We start from the raw sequence: 17,016 nt of genomic DNA on the forward strand, positions 1-17,016 counted from the left end.
TCTGACCGACTACATCGCCAAGTTCGACCGGCCCGGCCTGATCGCGGCGCTGAAGGAGCAGACCACGATGCATGCGACGCCCGAAGTGCTGGAGCAGGCGGCATGAGCGAGACCAGGAAGGACACCCGCGATGAGCCGCACCATCGACGCGATCAGCGGCAACACCACCCAGTTCGCCACCGCGATGATCGGCGGCCAGCTGTTCGGTTTGCCGATCAGCCGGGTGCAGGACGTGTTCATGCCGGAACGGCTGACCCGCGTACCGCTGGCGCCCGACGATGTCGCCGGCGTTCTCAACCTGCGCGGCCGGATCGTCACCGCGATCGACATGCGGGCCCGTCTCGGCCTGCCCAAGAACCAGGACGGCAAGCCGCCGATGGCGATGGGTGTCGACCTGCGCGGCGAATCCTATGGCCTTCTGATCGACTCCATCGGCGAAGTGCTGACCCTGCCGGACGAGGGCCGTGAGACCAACCCGGTCAACCTCGATCCCCGCATGGCCTCCTTCGCCAACGGCGTCCACCGCCTCGACGGACAGCTCATGGTCGTCCTCGACGTCGACAAAGTGCTCGAAATCGCAACTCAACGTATGGCTGCTTGACCTAGCGCACCGAACCCAGCTCACCGCCCTCGAATTCTCCCGGGAAGGAACGCATGACACCGCTCGATTACGAGTACCTGCAAAAGCTGCTCAAGGACCGTTCCGGCCTGGTGTTGTCGGCTGACAAGAAGTACCTGCTCGAGAGCCGGTTGCTGCCGCTCGCCCGCAAGGCGGGTGTGCCGGGCATCACCGATCTGGTGCAGAAGATGAAGGCCGGATCGGACTCGCTGATCAACGACGTGGTCGAAGCGATGACCACGAACGAGACGTTCTTCTTCCGCGACAAGACGCCGTTCGATCACTTCAAGGACAGCGTCATCCCCGAACTGATCAAGGCGCGCGCGGGTCGCAAGTCGCTGCGGATCTGGTGCGCGGCGTCGTCGACCGGCCAGGAGCCGTATTCGTTGGCGATGCTGCTGAAGGAGAAGGCCGCTGAACTCGCCGGCTGGCGGATCGAGATCGTCGCCACCGACCTGTCGCCGGAAGTGCTGGAGAAGTCCAAGGCCGGCCTCTACACCCAGTTCGAAGTGCAGCGCGGCCTGCCGATCCAGCTCTTGGTGAAGTACTTCAAGCAGGTCGGTACGATGTGGCAGCTCAATGCCGACGTGCGCTCGATGGTGCAGTACCGTCTGTTCAATCTGTTGCAGGACTTCACGGCTCTCGGCAAATTCGACGTGATCTTCTGCCGCAACGTGCTGATCTATTTCGATCAGGCGACAAAATCTGATATCTTCAACCGGCTGATGAAGGTCAACGAGCCGGACGGCTACCTGTTTCTCGGCGCCGCCGAGACCGTGGTCGGTCTCACCGACTCCTACCGGATCTGTCCGAAGCGGCGCGGTGTGTACCTGCCGAACAGTTCTGCCGCCTCGACGGCTCCGGGGCTCGCGCTTGGCGGCTTGAAGACGAGTGCCCTGACGGGGCGATAAAGGAGGACGAAGTGGCGTCCGAGAGCGGCGGGCCGGAACGGGTGTCCTTCGGGCGTGGCTACAACGTCTGGATCATGGGCATCGACGGCACTTGGCGGCGCAACTGCGTTCTCAAGGCGGTGTCGAGCGTCGATGCCGAACTCGAGCTCGAAGGATCGATCGAAGGCCTCAACCTGAAGGAATTCTTCCTTCTCCTGTCCTCGACCGGTCTCGCCTATCGTCGCTGCGAACTGATCCGGGTCAACGGCTCGGAGATCGACGTTCGCTTTCTCAGCACCCGCAACAAGAGCGTCAAACCTTCCAGCCGCGACGACCGGATGGCCTGAGCCTGAATGACAAATTGCGTCAAATTCGGCAGGGAACTGCTAACCGATTATCCGAAGGTGACGCGGGTCTTGGTTCTGCAAACGCTTCTTTCAACGGTCGAGTGGTAGGATCATTTCGCGCTCTGGTTGGCGGAAGTCAGTTCGTTCCTGACTACGTCAGCCGGATCGCAGAGGAAAACGCGCAGACGATAAGCGACGCGTTCAAGGAGCTCTGACAGAGAGCACGGCGATGCTAGATCCAACCAACCATAATCCGGCGATCGATGTTCTCGTCGTCGACGATGATCCGGTTCAGGGGGCGATCGTCAGCGGTGTCTGCACCAAGCTCGGTTACCGCCCGCATTTTGCCTCGTCCTATCATGAAGCGGCCGCGCGTCTCGCGACCGGCCGGTTCGACTACATCACGATCGATCTGTCGCTCGGCGATCACGACGGCATCGAACTGCTGCGGCTGATCGCGGAGACCGAGGCCAAGCCGCGTCGGATCATCGTCATCAGCGGATGCGAAGAGCGCATCCTCAATGCCACGGTGAGGATGGCCCACGCCGTCGGGATGCTCGACACCATTTCGCTGCCGAAGCCGATCGATCTGGCGCTGCTGCGCGGTGCGCTAGCGCCGTTCCAGGAAGCCGCGGCGTCGCGGCGCGGAGTGGATGCGCGGCTGTCCGACATCACGGTTGAAGATCTTCGCCGCGGTCTCGACGATGGTGAAGTCTATGCCGCGTTTCAGCCGAAGATCGATCTTTCCACCGGCAAGGTGACCGGCTGCGAAGCGCTGGCGCGCTGGGACAGCGCAGCGTTCGGTCCGGTTGGCCCGGATGTCTTCATTCCGCTCGCCGAACAGGGCGGGCTGATCAAGACGATGACGCTGCGGATGCTGCGCGACTCGATGACGTTCGCGGCCGCGTTCCTTCCGACGGAGCCGAAATTCGTCGTGGCGGTCAATCTGTCGGCCTCACTGCTGTCCGACACCTCGCTGCCGGAGGAGGTCGAGTGCCTGCTCGCCGAGATCGGCGTGCCGGCGCGGTCGCTGATGATCGAGGTCACCGAGACCACCGCAATGGCTGATGTCGGCCGTGCCATGGACGTGCTGCTGCGGCTTCGCCTCAAGGGCATCGGCATCTCGATGGACGATTTCGGCACCGGCTATTCGTCGCTGTCGGCGCTGGCGCGAATGCCGTTCAGCGAGCTGAAGATCGATCGCTCCTTCGTCAAGGACTGCCTGACCGACGCTGACATGTGGAAGATCGTGTCGTCTTCCGTCGCGATCGCGCATCAGTACAACATGAAGGTCGTGGCCGAAGGCATCGAGGATGCCGCGACCTGGCATGCGCTCGATGCGCTCGGCTGTGATATCGGCCAGGGCTTCGAGTTCTCGCGTGCGCTGCGCCAGGATGCTTTCGTCGAGTGGTATCGCGGCTGGATGGCGCGGCCTCCGGCAACGCGGGCGGCCGTTGTGCCGCTGCAGCGGGAGGCTTGAGCACTCAAGCCTCCCGCGCATCTCGATCCAGCGTCAGCCCGCCAGTTCCACCAGTTGATTGTCGTCTGCCGCCACGCGGCGCGCTGCGCTGAACGCCGCTTTGATCTGCCTGGTTATCGCCACGTATTCGGCTTGCGTCAGATGCGGTGCGGCGTGCTCGAGTTCGCGCGCCAGCCCAGACAGTGTGTCGAGCCCGAAGGTGGCCGCCGCGCTCTTGAGCGAATGTGCCTCGCGTTCGATCCGGCGGCGCTCACTGGCGATGTCGAGGCTGTCGAACAGCGCGATCCTGGCTTCGGTGTCGCGTGCGAACACCGACAGCACCGCCAGCGTCGCATCCTCGCCGATCTCCTCGACCAGATGGCCGAACGCCTGGCGGCCGACATAGAGCTGCCCCGCGCCGCCGAGGTCCGACGGCGCCGCAGTCTGCTCGGCGTTATCGCCCGGCGGCGGAGCGAGCGGCGCCGGGGCGGGTACGAGGCGAGGAGACTCCGCAGCAGGCAGCGGCGGCAGCGCGCGCAGGATCGCTTCGATCAGCGCCTTCTTGCGAACCGGCTTGGCGACATGGTCGTTCATGCCGGCGTTGCGGCAGGCGGCGGCGTCTTCGGCGAAAGCATTGGCGGTGAAGGCGATGATCGGGACATTGGCGAGCGCGCCGCCGTGTGAGCGGATCGCGCGGGTGGCATCGAGCCCGTCCATTTCGGGCATCCGCACGTCCATCAGCACCACGTCATAGCCGAACCGGGTCGCGGCGGTCACCGCCTCGGTGCCGTCGCAGGCCGTATTGGTCTGGACCCAGAACTCGCCCAGCATCTGCGCTGCGATCGCTCGGTTGGTCGGATTGTCGTCAACTACCAGCACCCGCAGCGGCCGGCCTGCAGCCTCGATCCGCGCACGGAATTGAGCATAGACGGCCTGGTCGTCCTGCTCCGGCGGCGCCGCATCGTCGGCAATCGGCAGCGTCAGCGAGAAGTGGAATTCGGAGCCGCTCCCCGGCGTGGAGGTCACGCCGATCTTGCCGCCCATCTGCTCGATCAGGCGCTTGCTGATCGCAAGACCAAGTCCGGATCCGCCGAACCGCCGACTGATCGAACTGTCGGCCTGGACGAAATCCTTGAACAGCGAGTCGATCTTGTCGGGCGCGATCCCGATGCCGGTGTCGGTGACGATCCAGCGCATCCGCGCGTTCGTGGCGTCGCGCGAGATGCACTCGGTTGTAATGGTGATCCGGCCGGCGGTCGTGAATTTCACCGCGTTTGAAATCAGGTTGAGCAGCACCTGCCGGATACGGCCGGCGTCGCCGGTCAGTGCCTCGGGGATATCGCCGCGGGTTTCCTGACGGATCACCAGGCCCTTGGCGACCGCGCGCGGTCCGATCACGCTGAGCGTGTTGTCGACGATGCTGCGCGGTGCGAATGGGATCGGCTCCAGGCTGAGCCGGCCGGCTTCGAGCTTGGAGAAGTCGAGGATGTCGTCGAGGATTTGCAGGAGGTTGTCGCCGGCATCATGAATGCTGGTGACCGCCTGGCGCTGCTCGGCGTCGAGACGCGTCTCCAGCAGGTTGGTGGCAAGCCCGATCACGGCGTTCATCGGCGTGCGGATCTCATGGCTCATCATCGCCACGAAGCTGGATTTGGCCGCGCTCGCCGCCTCGGCCGCCTCGGCATAGAGATGCTGCTTACCCCACCAGCGCGCGATCGCAACGCTGCCGGTGATGATGACCAGTGCGCTGATCACCGACATCGCGATCATCAGCGCGGCCATGTCCTGCCAGCTCTGCAGTGCGCTGTCCTCCGGTTGCGTGACACGGACCACGACCGGGTAGTTCGGCAGCATCCGCGTCACACGAAGACGTTTGTTCGGCCCCGCAGCCTCCCGCTGGCGTCCCCCTGCGGCCAAGGCCAGGCGGCCGGCGTCGGTCACGACGGTGCCGAGCCGGTCGGAGTGGGGATAGTTGACCAGCAGCGTGCCATCGGATCGCATCAAGGAGATTTCGGTGCCGGTCCCCGGGGAGGTGGCGGCGAAGAAATTCTCGAAATACTGCACCGAAATCGCACCGAGCAGCAGGCCGATGAAACCGCCGCTGGCATCGTTCAGACGATGCGCAAGGTAGATGTTCCAGGTTCCGGAACCGCGGTTCCGGGTGGGAGCGCTGACGAACGAGGTCAGCGCCGGATCGCTGCTGAGGGCCCGGAAGTAGTCGCGATCGGAGATGTCGACGTTGGGAATCGGCCAGTAGCGCGAGAAATTGATCAGCTTGCCGGTCTCGTCGATCATGGTGACGGCGTCGACCTGCGGCATCCCTGTGATCTTCTCGCTGAGCAGCGAATACACGCTCTGCTGCGACATCAGCCGTCGGTAGGAGGCGCTGTCGGTCACGCCGGCGCGGCTGACATAATCACGAATGCTGGAAAGCAGCAGGTCCATCGACTTGAACGACCGATCGGCCTCTTCGGCAAGCGTCAGCGTGTACCGCTCCAGATTGGTCTCCGCCGTCTGCAGCGTGCTTTCGCGCAGGTTGCCGAGGAAGATCAGGTTGGTGCCGACGATGGTGGCGATCAGCACGATCGTCGTGACGCGGAGGGCCACCAGCGATCGCTTCAGGTTCGGGCGGGTCGGCGGCAGCATCGGACGAACGGGCTCCCGGTCAATGATCCGCGGCCGGAGCGGGGCCCCGTCGCGCGCCGATGGCGTCTTGATGGAAGCAGCGCAGCAACGGTGCCGGCCGGAGTTTATCCCCGCGGCCTTCGCCGTTTTGATAGCGCTTGCTTGCTCGAATCCGGTTCATAATGATATTCGGGAACTTAAGTTCTAATCGAGGATATCGGGAAACTCCCGGTCGGTTGGTTCGTACTAGATGAGTGTGTTGTGGGCGACGCTCGAGGCGGGCGCTTACTTAGTAGGGGTGGAAGCAGATAACACCGGCGACCTCGCACGTTTCTGAGATCACCATAACGGTTTGGTGCTGTCTTCGCGTTAACTTGGTTCCCCGTAGAATTACGGGCTGCAATTGAACAGTACGTTCCATTCATGGTTTTACCGGGAGGTCGTGTAATGAACGAACAAGCATCGGGAGGAGAAGTCTTCGTTGTCGATGACGATCCGGCGGTGCGCGAGACACTGTCGATCGTGCTCTCGGCGGCGGGCTATCAGGTGATCTGCTTTGCCGATGGTGAATCATTGCTTGCGGTGGCGCGTAACCGCAGCCCGGCTTGCATCCTGCTCGACGTTCACATTCCCGGCCGGTCGGGTCTCGACATCCTGGCGGAACTGCACGCTGAGGATTACCCGGCGCCGATCTTCATGATCTCGGGCAAAGGCGACATCGCGATGGCCGTCAACGCCATCAAGAACGGCGCCCTCGACTTCATCGAGAAGCCGTTCCGCGGCAAGGAGATCGTGTCACGGGTGGAGGAGGCGATCGAGGCCTTCTCGCGACGGCGCGATGCCGGTCAAGCCAGTAAGGCGCCGTCCTACAATTTCCCCGGCAAGGAGCCGCTGACGCTGCGCGAGCGCGAAGTGCTCGAGCTGTTTTCGTCCGGCAATACCAACAAGGAAGCCGGCCGCCAGCTCGGGATCAGCCCGCGTACGATCGAGTATCACCGCGCCAATATCATGAAGAAGCTCGGTGCGCGCAATGCCACCGATCTGGTGCGCATCGTGATGACGGCGCCGAAGTAAGCCGAAGACCGGCGGCACCCCCGCCGGTCTTCGTTGTCGGGCGGCCGTTACATCGTGCCGGGGAACGCGCCGCCGTCGAGCAGCAGGTTCTGGCCGGTGATGTAGCCGGCGTGGACGCTGCAGAGGAATGCACAGGCGGCGCCGAATTCGTCCGGCGTGCCGAAGCGTCCTGCCGGGTTTTCGTTCTTCCGCGCTTCCAGGATCTGCTCTGCCGGCTTGCCGGACGCCTTGGCCTGGCCGGCCGCGACGCCGCGCAGCCGATCGGTGTCGAACGGGCCGGGCAGCAGCGCGTTGATGGTCACGTTGTGGCGGACGGTCTTGCGCGACAGGCCGGCGACGAAACCGGTCAGGCCTGAGCGCGCGCCGTTCGACAGGCCGAGCACATCGATCGGTGCCTTCACGGCAGCCGAGGTGATGTTGACGATGCGGCCGAACTTCCGTTCGATCATCTTGTCGACCGTCGCCTTGATCAGCTCGATCGGCGTCAGCATGTTGGCGTCGAGCGCCTTGATCCAGTCGTCGCGGGTCCAGTTACGGAAATCGCCGGGCGGCGGGCCGCCGGCATTGTTGATCAGGATGTCCGGCTCCGGACAGGCCGCCAGCGCGGCGGCGCGGCCGTCCGGTGTGGTGATGTCGCCGGCGACCTCGATGATCTCGACATCGGGATAGGCCTTGCGCAGCTCCGCTGCAGCCTGCGCCAGCGCTTCGGCGCCGCGTGCAGTCATCGTCACATGCACGCCTTCGGCGGCGAGCGCCGCAGCGCAGCCGCGGCCCAGTCCCTTGCTCGATGCGCACACCAGCGCGCGGCGGCCCTTGATTCCCAGATCCACGTTTCACTCCCGGATGCATGGCGGTGTCGATGCGGCCGGCACTCTAGCCATCCCGCTCCGGCATGGTAAGGGGAGGGCAACGCATAACGCATCAACGGGAAACGCGGCATGGATCAACTGTTCGACGTCAGCAACGAAGTCATTCTGGTCACCGGCGCATCGCAGGGGCTGGGGCGGCAATTCGCGCGCGTGCTCGCCGCGCGCGGCGCGGCGATCGTGCTGGCTGCGCGACAGATCGACAAGCTGCAAAGCCTAGAACAGGAGATCAAGAACGGCGGCGGCCGCGCCGTCGCGGTGCGCATGGATGTCACCGATCTCGGCGGGATGGCCGCGGCGCTCGATCAGGCCGAGGCCGCGCTCGGCCCGATTACCGTGCTGATCAACAATGCCGGCGTCGCCACCGAGAAGCTTGCGGTCGACACCAGCGAGGCGGATTGGGACAAGGTGATCGGCGCCAATCTGAAAGGCGCTTACTTCCTGGCCACCGAAGTCGCGCGCCGGATGATCGCACGCCAGCAGGGCGGCAACATCGTCAACATCGCCTCGGTGCTCGGCCAGAGCGTGCTGAAATTCGTCTCGCCTTACGCGATCTCCAAGGCCGGCATCATCCAGGCCACCAAGGCGATGGCGCTGGAGCTCGCCAGCTCGCGCATCCGTGTCAACGCGCTGGCGCCGGGCTACATCGACACCGATATCAATCGTGAACTGTGGTCGACGCCGGCCGGCGAGAAGCTGCTCAAGAGCATCCCGCAACGCCGCGTCGGCCACGAGTCCGACCTCGACGGCGCCATCCTGCTGCTCGCCTCCAACGCCTCGCGCTACATGACTGGCAGCGTGGTGACGGTGGATGGCGGGTTCTTGCTGGGCTAGGCGATTCTTTCGCAGCGCGCTCTCTTTCTCGGTGTCTCGTTCGTCATGCCGGGATCGCGCTGCGCGCTTCGCGGAATGACGATGCAAGCCCGGCACCGTCGTCTGTCCGCACGTCGGCGACATCAAGCCGTGGGGAGCCTCTCGCTGCATCGCGACTCGCGACCGCGACAATCCAGCGCGTCTCGTCGAGATGACGCAAGCGCGCCGCGGCGGTATTCAAGGCTTCGGCATCACGAGCGATCTTTTGATCGCATCGTTCAGTAGGCGTCAGGCGCGCATCAGAGAGCGATGTGCGACGGTATCATTTGATATGATGGCTCGGGTCACTGCAATCGGGTCTTTACTGTGAAGTACATTGTGGGTGCCGATCGTCGTTCGGTGCAACCGCAATTGTATCTTGCTTGCAACGACTGAACCTTTTTACCGGCGATTGCTTCCGCTTCGCGCCACCGCGACCTAGTAGTTTTACGAGGTCGGTGGAGTGGGAATTTGGTGGCGTACAAGCGAAGAAGGTCGGCTGACATCAAGGCGCTGCTGGTGGACGGCAGTCGGATCGGTGCAAGGAGCATTGCGGCGCTGAGTGGGGCGCTGTTGCGCGCGATCACAGTCGTCACGACCCTGACAGTCCCGGCGATGGCCGACGGCGGTGCCGGCGGAAAAGGCGGCGACCCCTCTGCCGCCGGCGGGATCGGCGGCTCTGGCTATGGCGGGGCGAGCGGTGGCAACTCGGGACCGAGCACGACCGCGGGATCTGGCGGCGGCGGCGGTGGTGCGGCCGGCGGCGGGAGCGGTGGCTCCAGCGGCAACACAGCCAGTGTCGGAGGTGCCGCGGGCGGCAACACGCCGGGTCAAGACGGCGGCGATGGCACGACGGCGGCCTCTCCCAGCGGAGGTGGAGGAGGCGCCGGCGGCAACAATGGCGGCGAGGTCAATGCCCCCTACACAAATAGCGCAAATTCCACCGGCCAAAATGGGGGCAAAGGCGGCAACGGCGGGGCAGGCACAGATTCAGGCTCGTCCGGGGGCGGCGGCGGCGGCGGCGGCTCCGGGGGCGTCGGTTTCGTCTTTTCGGACAGCAGTTCCTTCACCAATTTCAACGTGACGATTCAAGGCGGTGCCGGCGGCGCTGGCGGTGCCGGAGGATCTGCGGCTGCAGCAAACGGCAACGGCGGCGCGGGCGGAGACGGCGGGATCGGCCTTCTATTGACCTCACCTGGGGCGACGGTCACCAACGGCGGTACCATCAAAGGTGGCAATGGTGGCGTCGCAGGCGCACCAGGCGCCGGTACGGGCACCGCCGGGGTGGCGGGGGCGGTTGGCGCGGGCGGCGCCGGGATCGTCGGCTCGGGTCTGACCATTATCAACTCAAGGTCGATTCAGGGCGGCGTCGCCGGCGATGGCAGGACGCAAGCGAACTCGATTACATTCACGGGCGGCGACAATACGCTGACGTTCATGAACGCGGGGGCGGGTCTTATCGGAGCGATCGGTCTCGCGACCAGCAGCACCACCCTCACGTTCGCACAGTCGGCCAACTCGATCCTCGACCAGATGATCACAGGAGCGGGCTCCGTCACAAAGACGGGCTCTGGCGTGCTGACGCTCAGCGGCATCAACAGCTACACGGGCGGCACCACCATCTCGGCAGGCACACTACAGCTCGGCAACGGAAGTAACACGGGATCGATTGCCGGAGATGTCATCAATAACGCTTCGCTGGTGTTCAAGCGCTCAGGTACGTACGTCTTCGGTGGCGCCATCTCCGGCACGGGGGGAGTGAGCAAAGCGGGGACCGGAACGGTTATCCTGACCGGCACCAACACCTACAGCGGTGGCACCACCATCTCGAGTGGAATACTACAGATCGGCAGCGGCGGCTCCACCGGATCGATCACCGGCGACGTCATCAATAACGGCTCGCTGATGTTCAACCGCGCTGGTCGCTACACGTTCGATGGCGCTATCTCTGGCGTGGGGGGAGTACGCAAGTTCGGCGACGGCATAACCATCCTGACTGGAACCAACACTTACACAGGCCTCACCTCTATTTCGTTAGGTGTGCTGCAGATCGGCGATGGCGGTACGGCCGGATCGATCACTGGCCAGGTGAGCAACAACAGCGAGCTGTGGTTCAATCGTTCGGATGCCTACACGTTCGGCGGCGTCATCTCGGGTTGGGGAAGTGTGAGCCAGCTCGGTCCAGGGACCACGGTCCTCACGGGCGCCAGCACCTACACGGGCGGCACAACCATTTCGAATGGCACGCTGCAGATCGGCGACGGTGGCACCACCGGAAGTATCGCCAACAACGTCACTAACAACGGAACCTTGGCGTTCAATCGCTCCAATGCTCTCACCTTCTCCGGTTTGATCTCCGGCACCGGCTCGGTCGCTCAACTGGGATCAGGCAATTTGTCAATGGCGGGCGCCAACACCTACACTGGTGGAACGACGATCAGCCGTGGCACTGTCACGGTCGGCAACAACAGCGCCTTGGGCGTCGGCGATGTGAAGATGACGCAGGGCGCGACGTTGGCGTTCGGCATCCAGGACTACACCCTTGCCAACAATTTCGTCATCAGTGGCACATCTATTTTCAACATCCGGACTGGCACCACCCAGACCATTACGGGCGCTGTCTCCGACGGGGACACCGCAGGGATCATCCAAAAGAATGGCGACGGTAAGCTGATCTTGAGCGGTCCCACTTCCTATTCGGGCGGCACTATCATCAACGCCGGCACACTGCAGCTGGCGAACAGCAACATGCTGTCGGCGACCACCTCGGCGACGGTCGCTGCAGGGACCACTCTCGATCTCGGCGGCTTCAATCAGACCATTGGTTCGTTGGCGGGAGCTGGATCGGTCGCGCTCGGTGCGGCGCTGCTCACGGCGGGGGCGGACAACAGCTCGACGAATTTCTCCGGAACGATGTCGGGGACCGGGGGGCTGACCAAGCAGGGGACCGGAAACCTCATTCTCTCCGGCACCAATGATTACACCGGGCCGACCACGGTCAATGCCGGCACATTGTCGGTGAACGGGTCGATCGCTTCGGCGGTAACGGCGGCGAGCGGCGGCCGGCTCGGCGGCTCAGGCAGCGTCGGTTCGACGACGATTGCATCAGGCGGGACGCTGGCGCCCGGCAATTCGATCGGAACCCTGACGGTCAATGGCGATCTGACCCTCGCGGCCGGCTCGAGCTATGCGGTCGAGGTGTCGCCGACGGCGTCGGATCGCACCAACGTCACGGGGCGTGCCACACTCGCCGGCACCGTGCAGGCGAGCTACGCGACCGGGAGTTACATCTCCAAGCGCTACACCATCGTCAATGCGGGCGGCGGTGTCGCCGGCACATTCGGTGCGCTTGTCGACACCAATCTGCCTGCCAACTTCAGATCGGCGCTGGCCTACGATGCCAACAATGCCTACCTCGATCTGATGCTGGCGTTCGTTCCTCCTACTGCGCCGGACTACGGCAATGGGTTGAGCCGCAATCAACAGCAGGTCGCTGGTGCGCTGGTCAATTCGTTCAACGTCGCCGGTGGAATCCCGACCACGCTGGGCACTTTGAGGCCGGACGGGCTGAGCCAGGCGTCCGGCGAAGCCGGAGCCGCGCTGCAGCAGTCGTTGTTCGGCTCGGCCGATCTGTTCATGCGCAGCGTGTTCAGCAACGCGCTCGACCCGACGGACGGCTCCGCTGGGCGGGAGTGCGCGGCGCCTGGGTCCCAAGCCGGACCGCGCGACGCGTGCGCGGCGCTGCCTCCCGCGGCCGCCTCGGCGTCGCGCTGGAGCGTCTGGGGCGGGGGCTACGGCGGCACGCTGCGCGTCGGAGGCGATGCGTCCACCGGCTCGCACGACACCACCAGCCGAGTTGCCGGTGCTGCCGCCGGCGCAAGCTATCAGCTGTCGGCGCGGGCCCGCGTCGGTTTCGCGCTGGGCGGCTCCGGTTCGAGCTTCAGCCTCGCGCAAGGCCTCGGCTCCGGCAGCTCAGACAATTTCAATGCCGCGCTCTACGGTCGCTATCAGTTCGGCCCGTCATATCTGGCGGCGGCGCTCGGCTATGTGTGGCAGGACGCCACTGTCGATCGGACGGTGACGGTTGCCGGCGGGGAGGCGCTGCGCGCCCGGACGCATCCGCAGGCTCTGACGGCGCGTGTCGAGGGCGGTCAGCGCCTCCAGGTCAGCGGCATCGGCGTCACGCCTTATGCGGCGCTGCAGACCACCACAATGTTCCTGCCGGCCTTTGGCGAGACGGGCACGAGTGTGTTCGCGCTCGACTACGCCGGGCGCCAGTCGACCGTGACGCGCAGCGAACTCGGGGCTCGCTTCGACGACGAGGTCTTCATCGATGGGCGGCCGCTGGCGCTGAAAGCGCGGGCCGCCTGGGCTCACGGCTGGAACACGGATTGGCAGGCGGCCGCCACGTTGCGGCAAATCCCGGCCGCGCAGTTCAACGTGTATGGCGCGGCGCTGCCCGGCGATTCTGTCCAGGTTTCGCTGGGAGCCAGCCTGGGGCTTGGTCGCGGCTGGGCCGTCTCGGCGGCATTCGACGGTGAGTTCTGGAAGCACGCCGAGAGCTACGCCGGCCGCGCGCTCGTCAGCTACCAGTGGTGACATCGCGCACGGAGCCGCCCCAAGCGAGTGCGCGCACGAAGTCTGATGCGCGACGTGCACCTCATCGGGCAGAGGGGCTGAATCCAAAGACGGTCGCTCCGGCGCACCTTGCGGTGCGTCCGGAAGCGTCGGCTTGACGTGACGCGGACGACGTCAGTTCGCCCGCATCTCTTCCTTGATCATGTCCGCGGCCTTCTCGCCGATCATGATGGTTGGGGCGTTGGTGTTGCCGCCGATCAACGTCGGCATCACCGAGGCGTCGACGATGCGCAAGGCCCCGATGCCATGGACCTTGAGGCGGGGATCGACCACCGCCGTCGGATCGCTGCCCATCTTGCAGGTGCCGACCGGGTGATACACGGTGTCGACGCGGGCGCGCAGAATGGCGCGGATGTCGTCGTCGGTGCGGATGTCGGCGGTGAACAGATCCTTCTGCTGCAGCGCGCGTAGCGCTGGCGTCTCCATCAGCCGCTGCGTGGTCTTGTAGCCCGCTACCATGGTTTCGAGGTCGTCCGGATCGCCGAAGAAATTCGGATCGATCCGCGGCGGTGCCAAGGGATCGGCGCTGCTCAGCCCGACGCTGCCGAGGCTCTTCGGACGCAGCAGGCAGAAATGGCAGGAGAAGCCCGTGCCCCAGTGTCGCTTGCGGCCGTGATCGTCGACCATCGCCATGCCGAAGTGCAGCTGGATGTCCGGCACGTCGAGGTCGGGCCGGGTCTTCAGGAAGCCGCCGCATTCGGCGAAATTGGTGGTCAACGGCCCGCGTCCCTCGCGGCGATACTGACCGATCGTCGACAGCAGGCGCGCGATGCCGGTGAAGCTGGTGCCGGTGAAATATGGGCTGTCCGACTGATAGGCGAAGATGAAGTCCGGGTGATCCTGCAGGTTCTGGCCGACGCCCGGCAGATGGTGCACCACGTCGATGCCGTGCGCCTTCAGCGCGGCGGCATCGCCGATGCCGGACAGCATCAGCAACTGCGGCGACTGAAACGCACCGGACGCGAGGATGACTTCGCGGCGCGCGCGAATCTCGCGGATCTGGTCGTTCTGCCGATAGGCGACGCCGACCGCGCGTCCGCCTTCGATCAGGATCCGGGTCGCCTGCGCCTCGGTCTCGACACGGAGATTACGGCGCGTGCCGATATGCGGATGCACATAGGCCCGTGCCGCGCTCCAGCGCTCGCCATTGTGTTGGGTGAGCTGATACAGGCCGAGGCCTTCCTGCTCTTCGCCGTTGAAATCGTCGCGGATGCGGAATTGCGCCTCGCGCGCCGCCTGCAGGAAGATCTCGTGTGCCGGATTGTCGGTCCGCAGCTTGTTGACGTGCAACGGTCCGCTCTGGCCGTGATAAGCGCCGTTGAAGTCGGAGTTGTTCTCCGAGCGTTTGAAGTAGGGCAGCACGTCGGCGTAGGACCAGCCGGCGTTGCCGAGTTCGGCCCAATGATCGTAGTCCCATTTGTGGCCGCGGATGTAGACCATGGCATTGATCGCCGACGAACCGCCTAGCCCTTTGCCGCGCGGCTGATAGCCGACGCGGCCGTTGAGGCCGGGCTGCGGCACCGTCTCGAAGTGCCAGTTGTTGAGCTTGCTCGGCACCATCAGCGACAGCGCATAGGGTGTCTTCACCACCCAGTTGTCGGCTGTGCCGCCGGCTTCGAGCAGAGCCACCGACGTGCCGGCATCTTCCGACAGCCGCCCGGCGACGGCGCAGCCACCCGAGCCGCCGCCGACCACGACGAAATCCACTGTTTCGCTCATGCGCGTTTCCCTCCGCGATGTTGTTTTGTTTGCTGCCGCCGGCTTCTTCGGCCGTGCGGGTCGTTTTTTGCTACGACATCAGGCGCAGTACCTTCGACAGCCGCGCGATCTTGCCGCCGTAGGGCGGATACAGATCGGCGAAGCGGTTGTAGGGCGAGCGATAGAAGATCGGCTTCAGCTTGGTGAAGGTGTTGAAGCCCCATTCGCCGTGATAGGCGCCGGTGCCCGAGGCGCCGACGCCGCCCATCGGCTGATTGGCTTGGGCGAAATGCACCAGGCAGTCGTTGATGGTGACGCCGCCCGAGACGGTCCGCTCCAGCACCTGGTCGCGCGCGGCTTCATCGGTGCCGAACCAATACAGCGCCAATGGCCGGTCGCGGCCGTTGATGAAATCGATCGGCTCGGTCGGCTCGCCATAGCCGAGGATCGGCAGCAGCGGACCGAAGATCTCCTCCTGCATGATCTTCATCTCGGGCGTGGCGCCGAGCACGAGGGTCGGCGGGAATTTGCGCTTGCCGGCCCACGCCGCATCATCCGCGGACGCCGGCTGCAGCAGCCGCGCGCCGTGCGTGACCGCGTCGTCGACCAGGCTCTTCAGCCGCGCATAGTGATGCTCGGCGATGATCGAGGTGTAGTCCGGATTGGCTGGGTCTGTGCCCCACATCTGCTGCATCGCGCCCCAGATCTTGCCGGCGAGCGCTTCGACCCGGTCCTGCGGCGCCAGCACGTAGTCCGGCGCGATGCAGGTCTGGCCGGCGTTCATCAGCTTGGCATAGGCGATCCGCGGTGCCACCTCGTCGAGATTGGCGGAGCGGTCGACGATCGTCGGCGACTTGCCGCCGAGTTCGAGCGTGACCGGGGTGAGGTTCTTACCCGCCTCCGCCGCGACGATGCGGCCGACCCGGGTCGAGCCGGTGAACATCAGATGATCGAACGGCAGCCGCGCGAACGCCTCGGCGACGCCGGGCTCGATTCCCGTCACCATCATCTCGCTGGCATCGAACTTGGCCGCGACGGTCTCCTGCAGCAGCGCCGTGAAGTGCGGCGACAGCTCGCTCGGCTTGATCATCACCCGGTTGCCGGCGGCGATCGCGCCGATCGCCGGCGCGACGGTGAGCTGCAGCGGATAATTCCATGGCGCAATCACCCCGACCACGCCGAGCGGCTGCGGCAGCAGCCGGTTCTTGCCGGGCAGAAATTGAAGCTGGGTCAACACCTTGCGCGGGGCCATCCAGCGCTTGAGATGCCGCGAGGTGTGCTTGATGTCGCCGAGCAGGCTGAGCGTCTCGGCGATCAGCGTCTCGGTCGAGCTGCGGTGACCGAAATCGGCAGAGATCGCCTGCTCGAATCGTTTCTCGTTGTCCTTGATCAGCGCCCGCAGCCGCGCGAGCCGGTCCTGACGCTGCTCCAGCGTCGGCGGCGGCGCAGCACGGGAAATCTCTAACATGCGATGAAAGCTGTCGTGGAGCGCATTGCCCCCGAAACCGCCGACCGGCTGGTCCATCTTTCGCTCCCTGCGATGCCCAATTGCTTGGTTACGGGCTGATTTTGCCAAATTCTCGCAGGGGAAGAGGATTCCGGCAACCACACCTGGTTCCGTTCGTCATATAATCTTGAAAATCTTCTCCCAAATCCGCCCTTGGGGCTTTGCAAATCCCCCCGGTATTGGTAGACACCCCTCGCGCCCCGGGCATTCGCCCCGGGCACCTTCTCAGGAAGCCTCCGGGAGGATCGATCAGCGCCTTTGGGCGTTGATGGTCATCGGTTTTCTGAAAGCCGCGCAAAGGTTTAACGCGGGGTGGAGCAGCCCGGTAGCTCGTCAGGCTCATAACCTGAAGGTCATAGGTTCAAATCCTATCCCCGCAACCAAGTTACGCCGTCAGGTCCACAGGATCTGGCGGCGTTTTTCGTTTGGGCTGCACGGTTG

Annotated in this window: 11 protein-coding genes and 1 tRNA gene; 8 read left to right on the forward strand and 4 right to left on the reverse strand. The window is 64.7% G+C overall.

Annotated elements, in window-relative coordinates; genetic code table 11:
* The first annotated feature begins 130 nt into the window (after positions 1 to 130).
* From VRZ08_RS15995 to VRZ08_RS16010, 4 genes are all read left to right on the forward strand, one after another.
* Complete coding sequence (locus VRZ08_RS15995) at positions 131 to 601, forward strand: chemotaxis protein CheW (RefSeq protein WP_174270123.1); 471 nt, start codon at positions 131 to 133, stop codon at positions 599 to 601.
* Positions 602 to 654: 53 nt separating this feature from the next.
* Positions 655 to 1,530, forward strand: coding sequence for a CheR family methyltransferase (locus tag VRZ08_RS16000; protein ID WP_107354857.1), 876 nt, complete (start codon positions 655 to 657; stop codon positions 1,528 to 1,530).
* Positions 1,531 to 1,541: 11 nt separating this feature from the next.
* Positions 1,542 to 1,856 carry a hypothetical protein gene (locus VRZ08_RS16005; protein WP_011157236.1) on the forward strand — a complete coding sequence of 105 codons (315 nt, stop codon included), beginning with the start codon at positions 1,542 to 1,544 and terminating at the stop codon, positions 1,854 to 1,856.
* Positions 1,857 to 2,085: 229 nt separating this feature from the next.
* Positions 2,086 to 3,336 (forward strand): EAL domain-containing protein, encoded by a 1,251-nt coding sequence (locus VRZ08_RS16010; RefSeq protein WP_414533165.1) that lies wholly within the window; start codon positions 2,086 to 2,088, stop codon positions 3,334 to 3,336.
* A 33-nt stretch (positions 3,337 to 3,369) separates the two neighbouring features.
* Here the strand turns inward: VRZ08_RS16010 and VRZ08_RS16015 are convergent, their stop codons facing one another.
* Positions 3,370 to 5,961, reverse strand: coding sequence for an ATP-binding protein (locus VRZ08_RS16015; RefSeq protein WP_414533166.1), 2,592 nt, complete (start codon positions 5,959 to 5,961; stop codon positions 3,370 to 3,372).
* Between the two features lie 426 nt (positions 5,962 to 6,387).
* Here VRZ08_RS16015 and VRZ08_RS16020 point away from each other — a divergent pair, with 426 nt between their 5' ends.
* Positions 6,388 to 7,014 carry a response regulator transcription factor gene (locus tag VRZ08_RS16020; protein ID WP_107354860.1) on the forward strand — a complete coding sequence of 209 codons (627 nt, stop codon included), beginning with the start codon at positions 6,388 to 6,390 and terminating at the stop codon, positions 7,012 to 7,014.
* A gap of 47 nt (positions 7,015 to 7,061) precedes the next feature.
* Here the strand turns inward: VRZ08_RS16020 and VRZ08_RS16025 are convergent, their stop codons facing one another.
* Positions 7,062 to 7,844 (reverse strand): SDR family oxidoreductase, encoded by a 783-nt coding sequence (locus VRZ08_RS16025; RefSeq protein WP_414533167.1) that lies wholly within the window; start codon positions 7,842 to 7,844, stop codon positions 7,062 to 7,064.
* A 108-nt stretch (positions 7,845 to 7,952) separates the two neighbouring features.
* On the opposite strand from VRZ08_RS16025, the gene VRZ08_RS16030 reads away from it, so the two are divergent.
* Complete coding sequence (locus VRZ08_RS16030) at positions 7,953 to 8,714, forward strand: SDR family NAD(P)-dependent oxidoreductase (protein ID WP_414533168.1); 762 nt, start codon at positions 7,953 to 7,955, stop codon at positions 8,712 to 8,714.
* A 492-nt stretch (positions 8,715 to 9,206) separates the two neighbouring features.
* Complete coding sequence (locus VRZ08_RS16035; RefSeq protein ID WP_414533250.1) at positions 9,207 to 13,331, forward strand: autotransporter-associated beta strand repeat-containing protein; 4,125 nt, start codon at positions 9,207 to 9,209, stop codon at positions 13,329 to 13,331.
* 153 nt (positions 13,332 to 13,484) lie between these two features.
* Here VRZ08_RS16035 and VRZ08_RS16040 read toward each other — a convergent pair whose 3' ends face one another.
* Positions 13,485 to 15,089: a GMC family oxidoreductase gene (locus VRZ08_RS16040; protein ID WP_414533169.1), complete on the reverse strand. Its 1,605-nt coding sequence runs from the start codon at positions 15,087 to 15,089 to the stop codon at positions 13,485 to 13,487.
* 70 nt (positions 15,090 to 15,159) lie between these two features.
* Complete coding sequence (locus VRZ08_RS16045) at positions 15,160 to 16,593, reverse strand: coniferyl aldehyde dehydrogenase (protein WP_414533170.1); 1,434 nt, start codon at positions 16,591 to 16,593, stop codon at positions 15,160 to 15,162.
* Between the two features lie 288 nt (positions 16,594 to 16,881).
* Here VRZ08_RS16045 and VRZ08_RS16050 point away from each other — a divergent pair.
* A tRNA-Met gene (locus tag VRZ08_RS16050) sits at positions 16,882 to 16,958 on the forward strand.
* Positions 16,959 to 17,016 lie beyond the last annotated feature (58 nt).

This window comes from Rhodopseudomonas sp. G2_2311, assembly GCF_047501505.1.
In the GTDB taxonomy this organism is placed as follows: Bacteria; Pseudomonadota; Alphaproteobacteria; order Rhizobiales; family Xanthobacteraceae; genus Rhodopseudomonas; species Rhodopseudomonas palustris_H.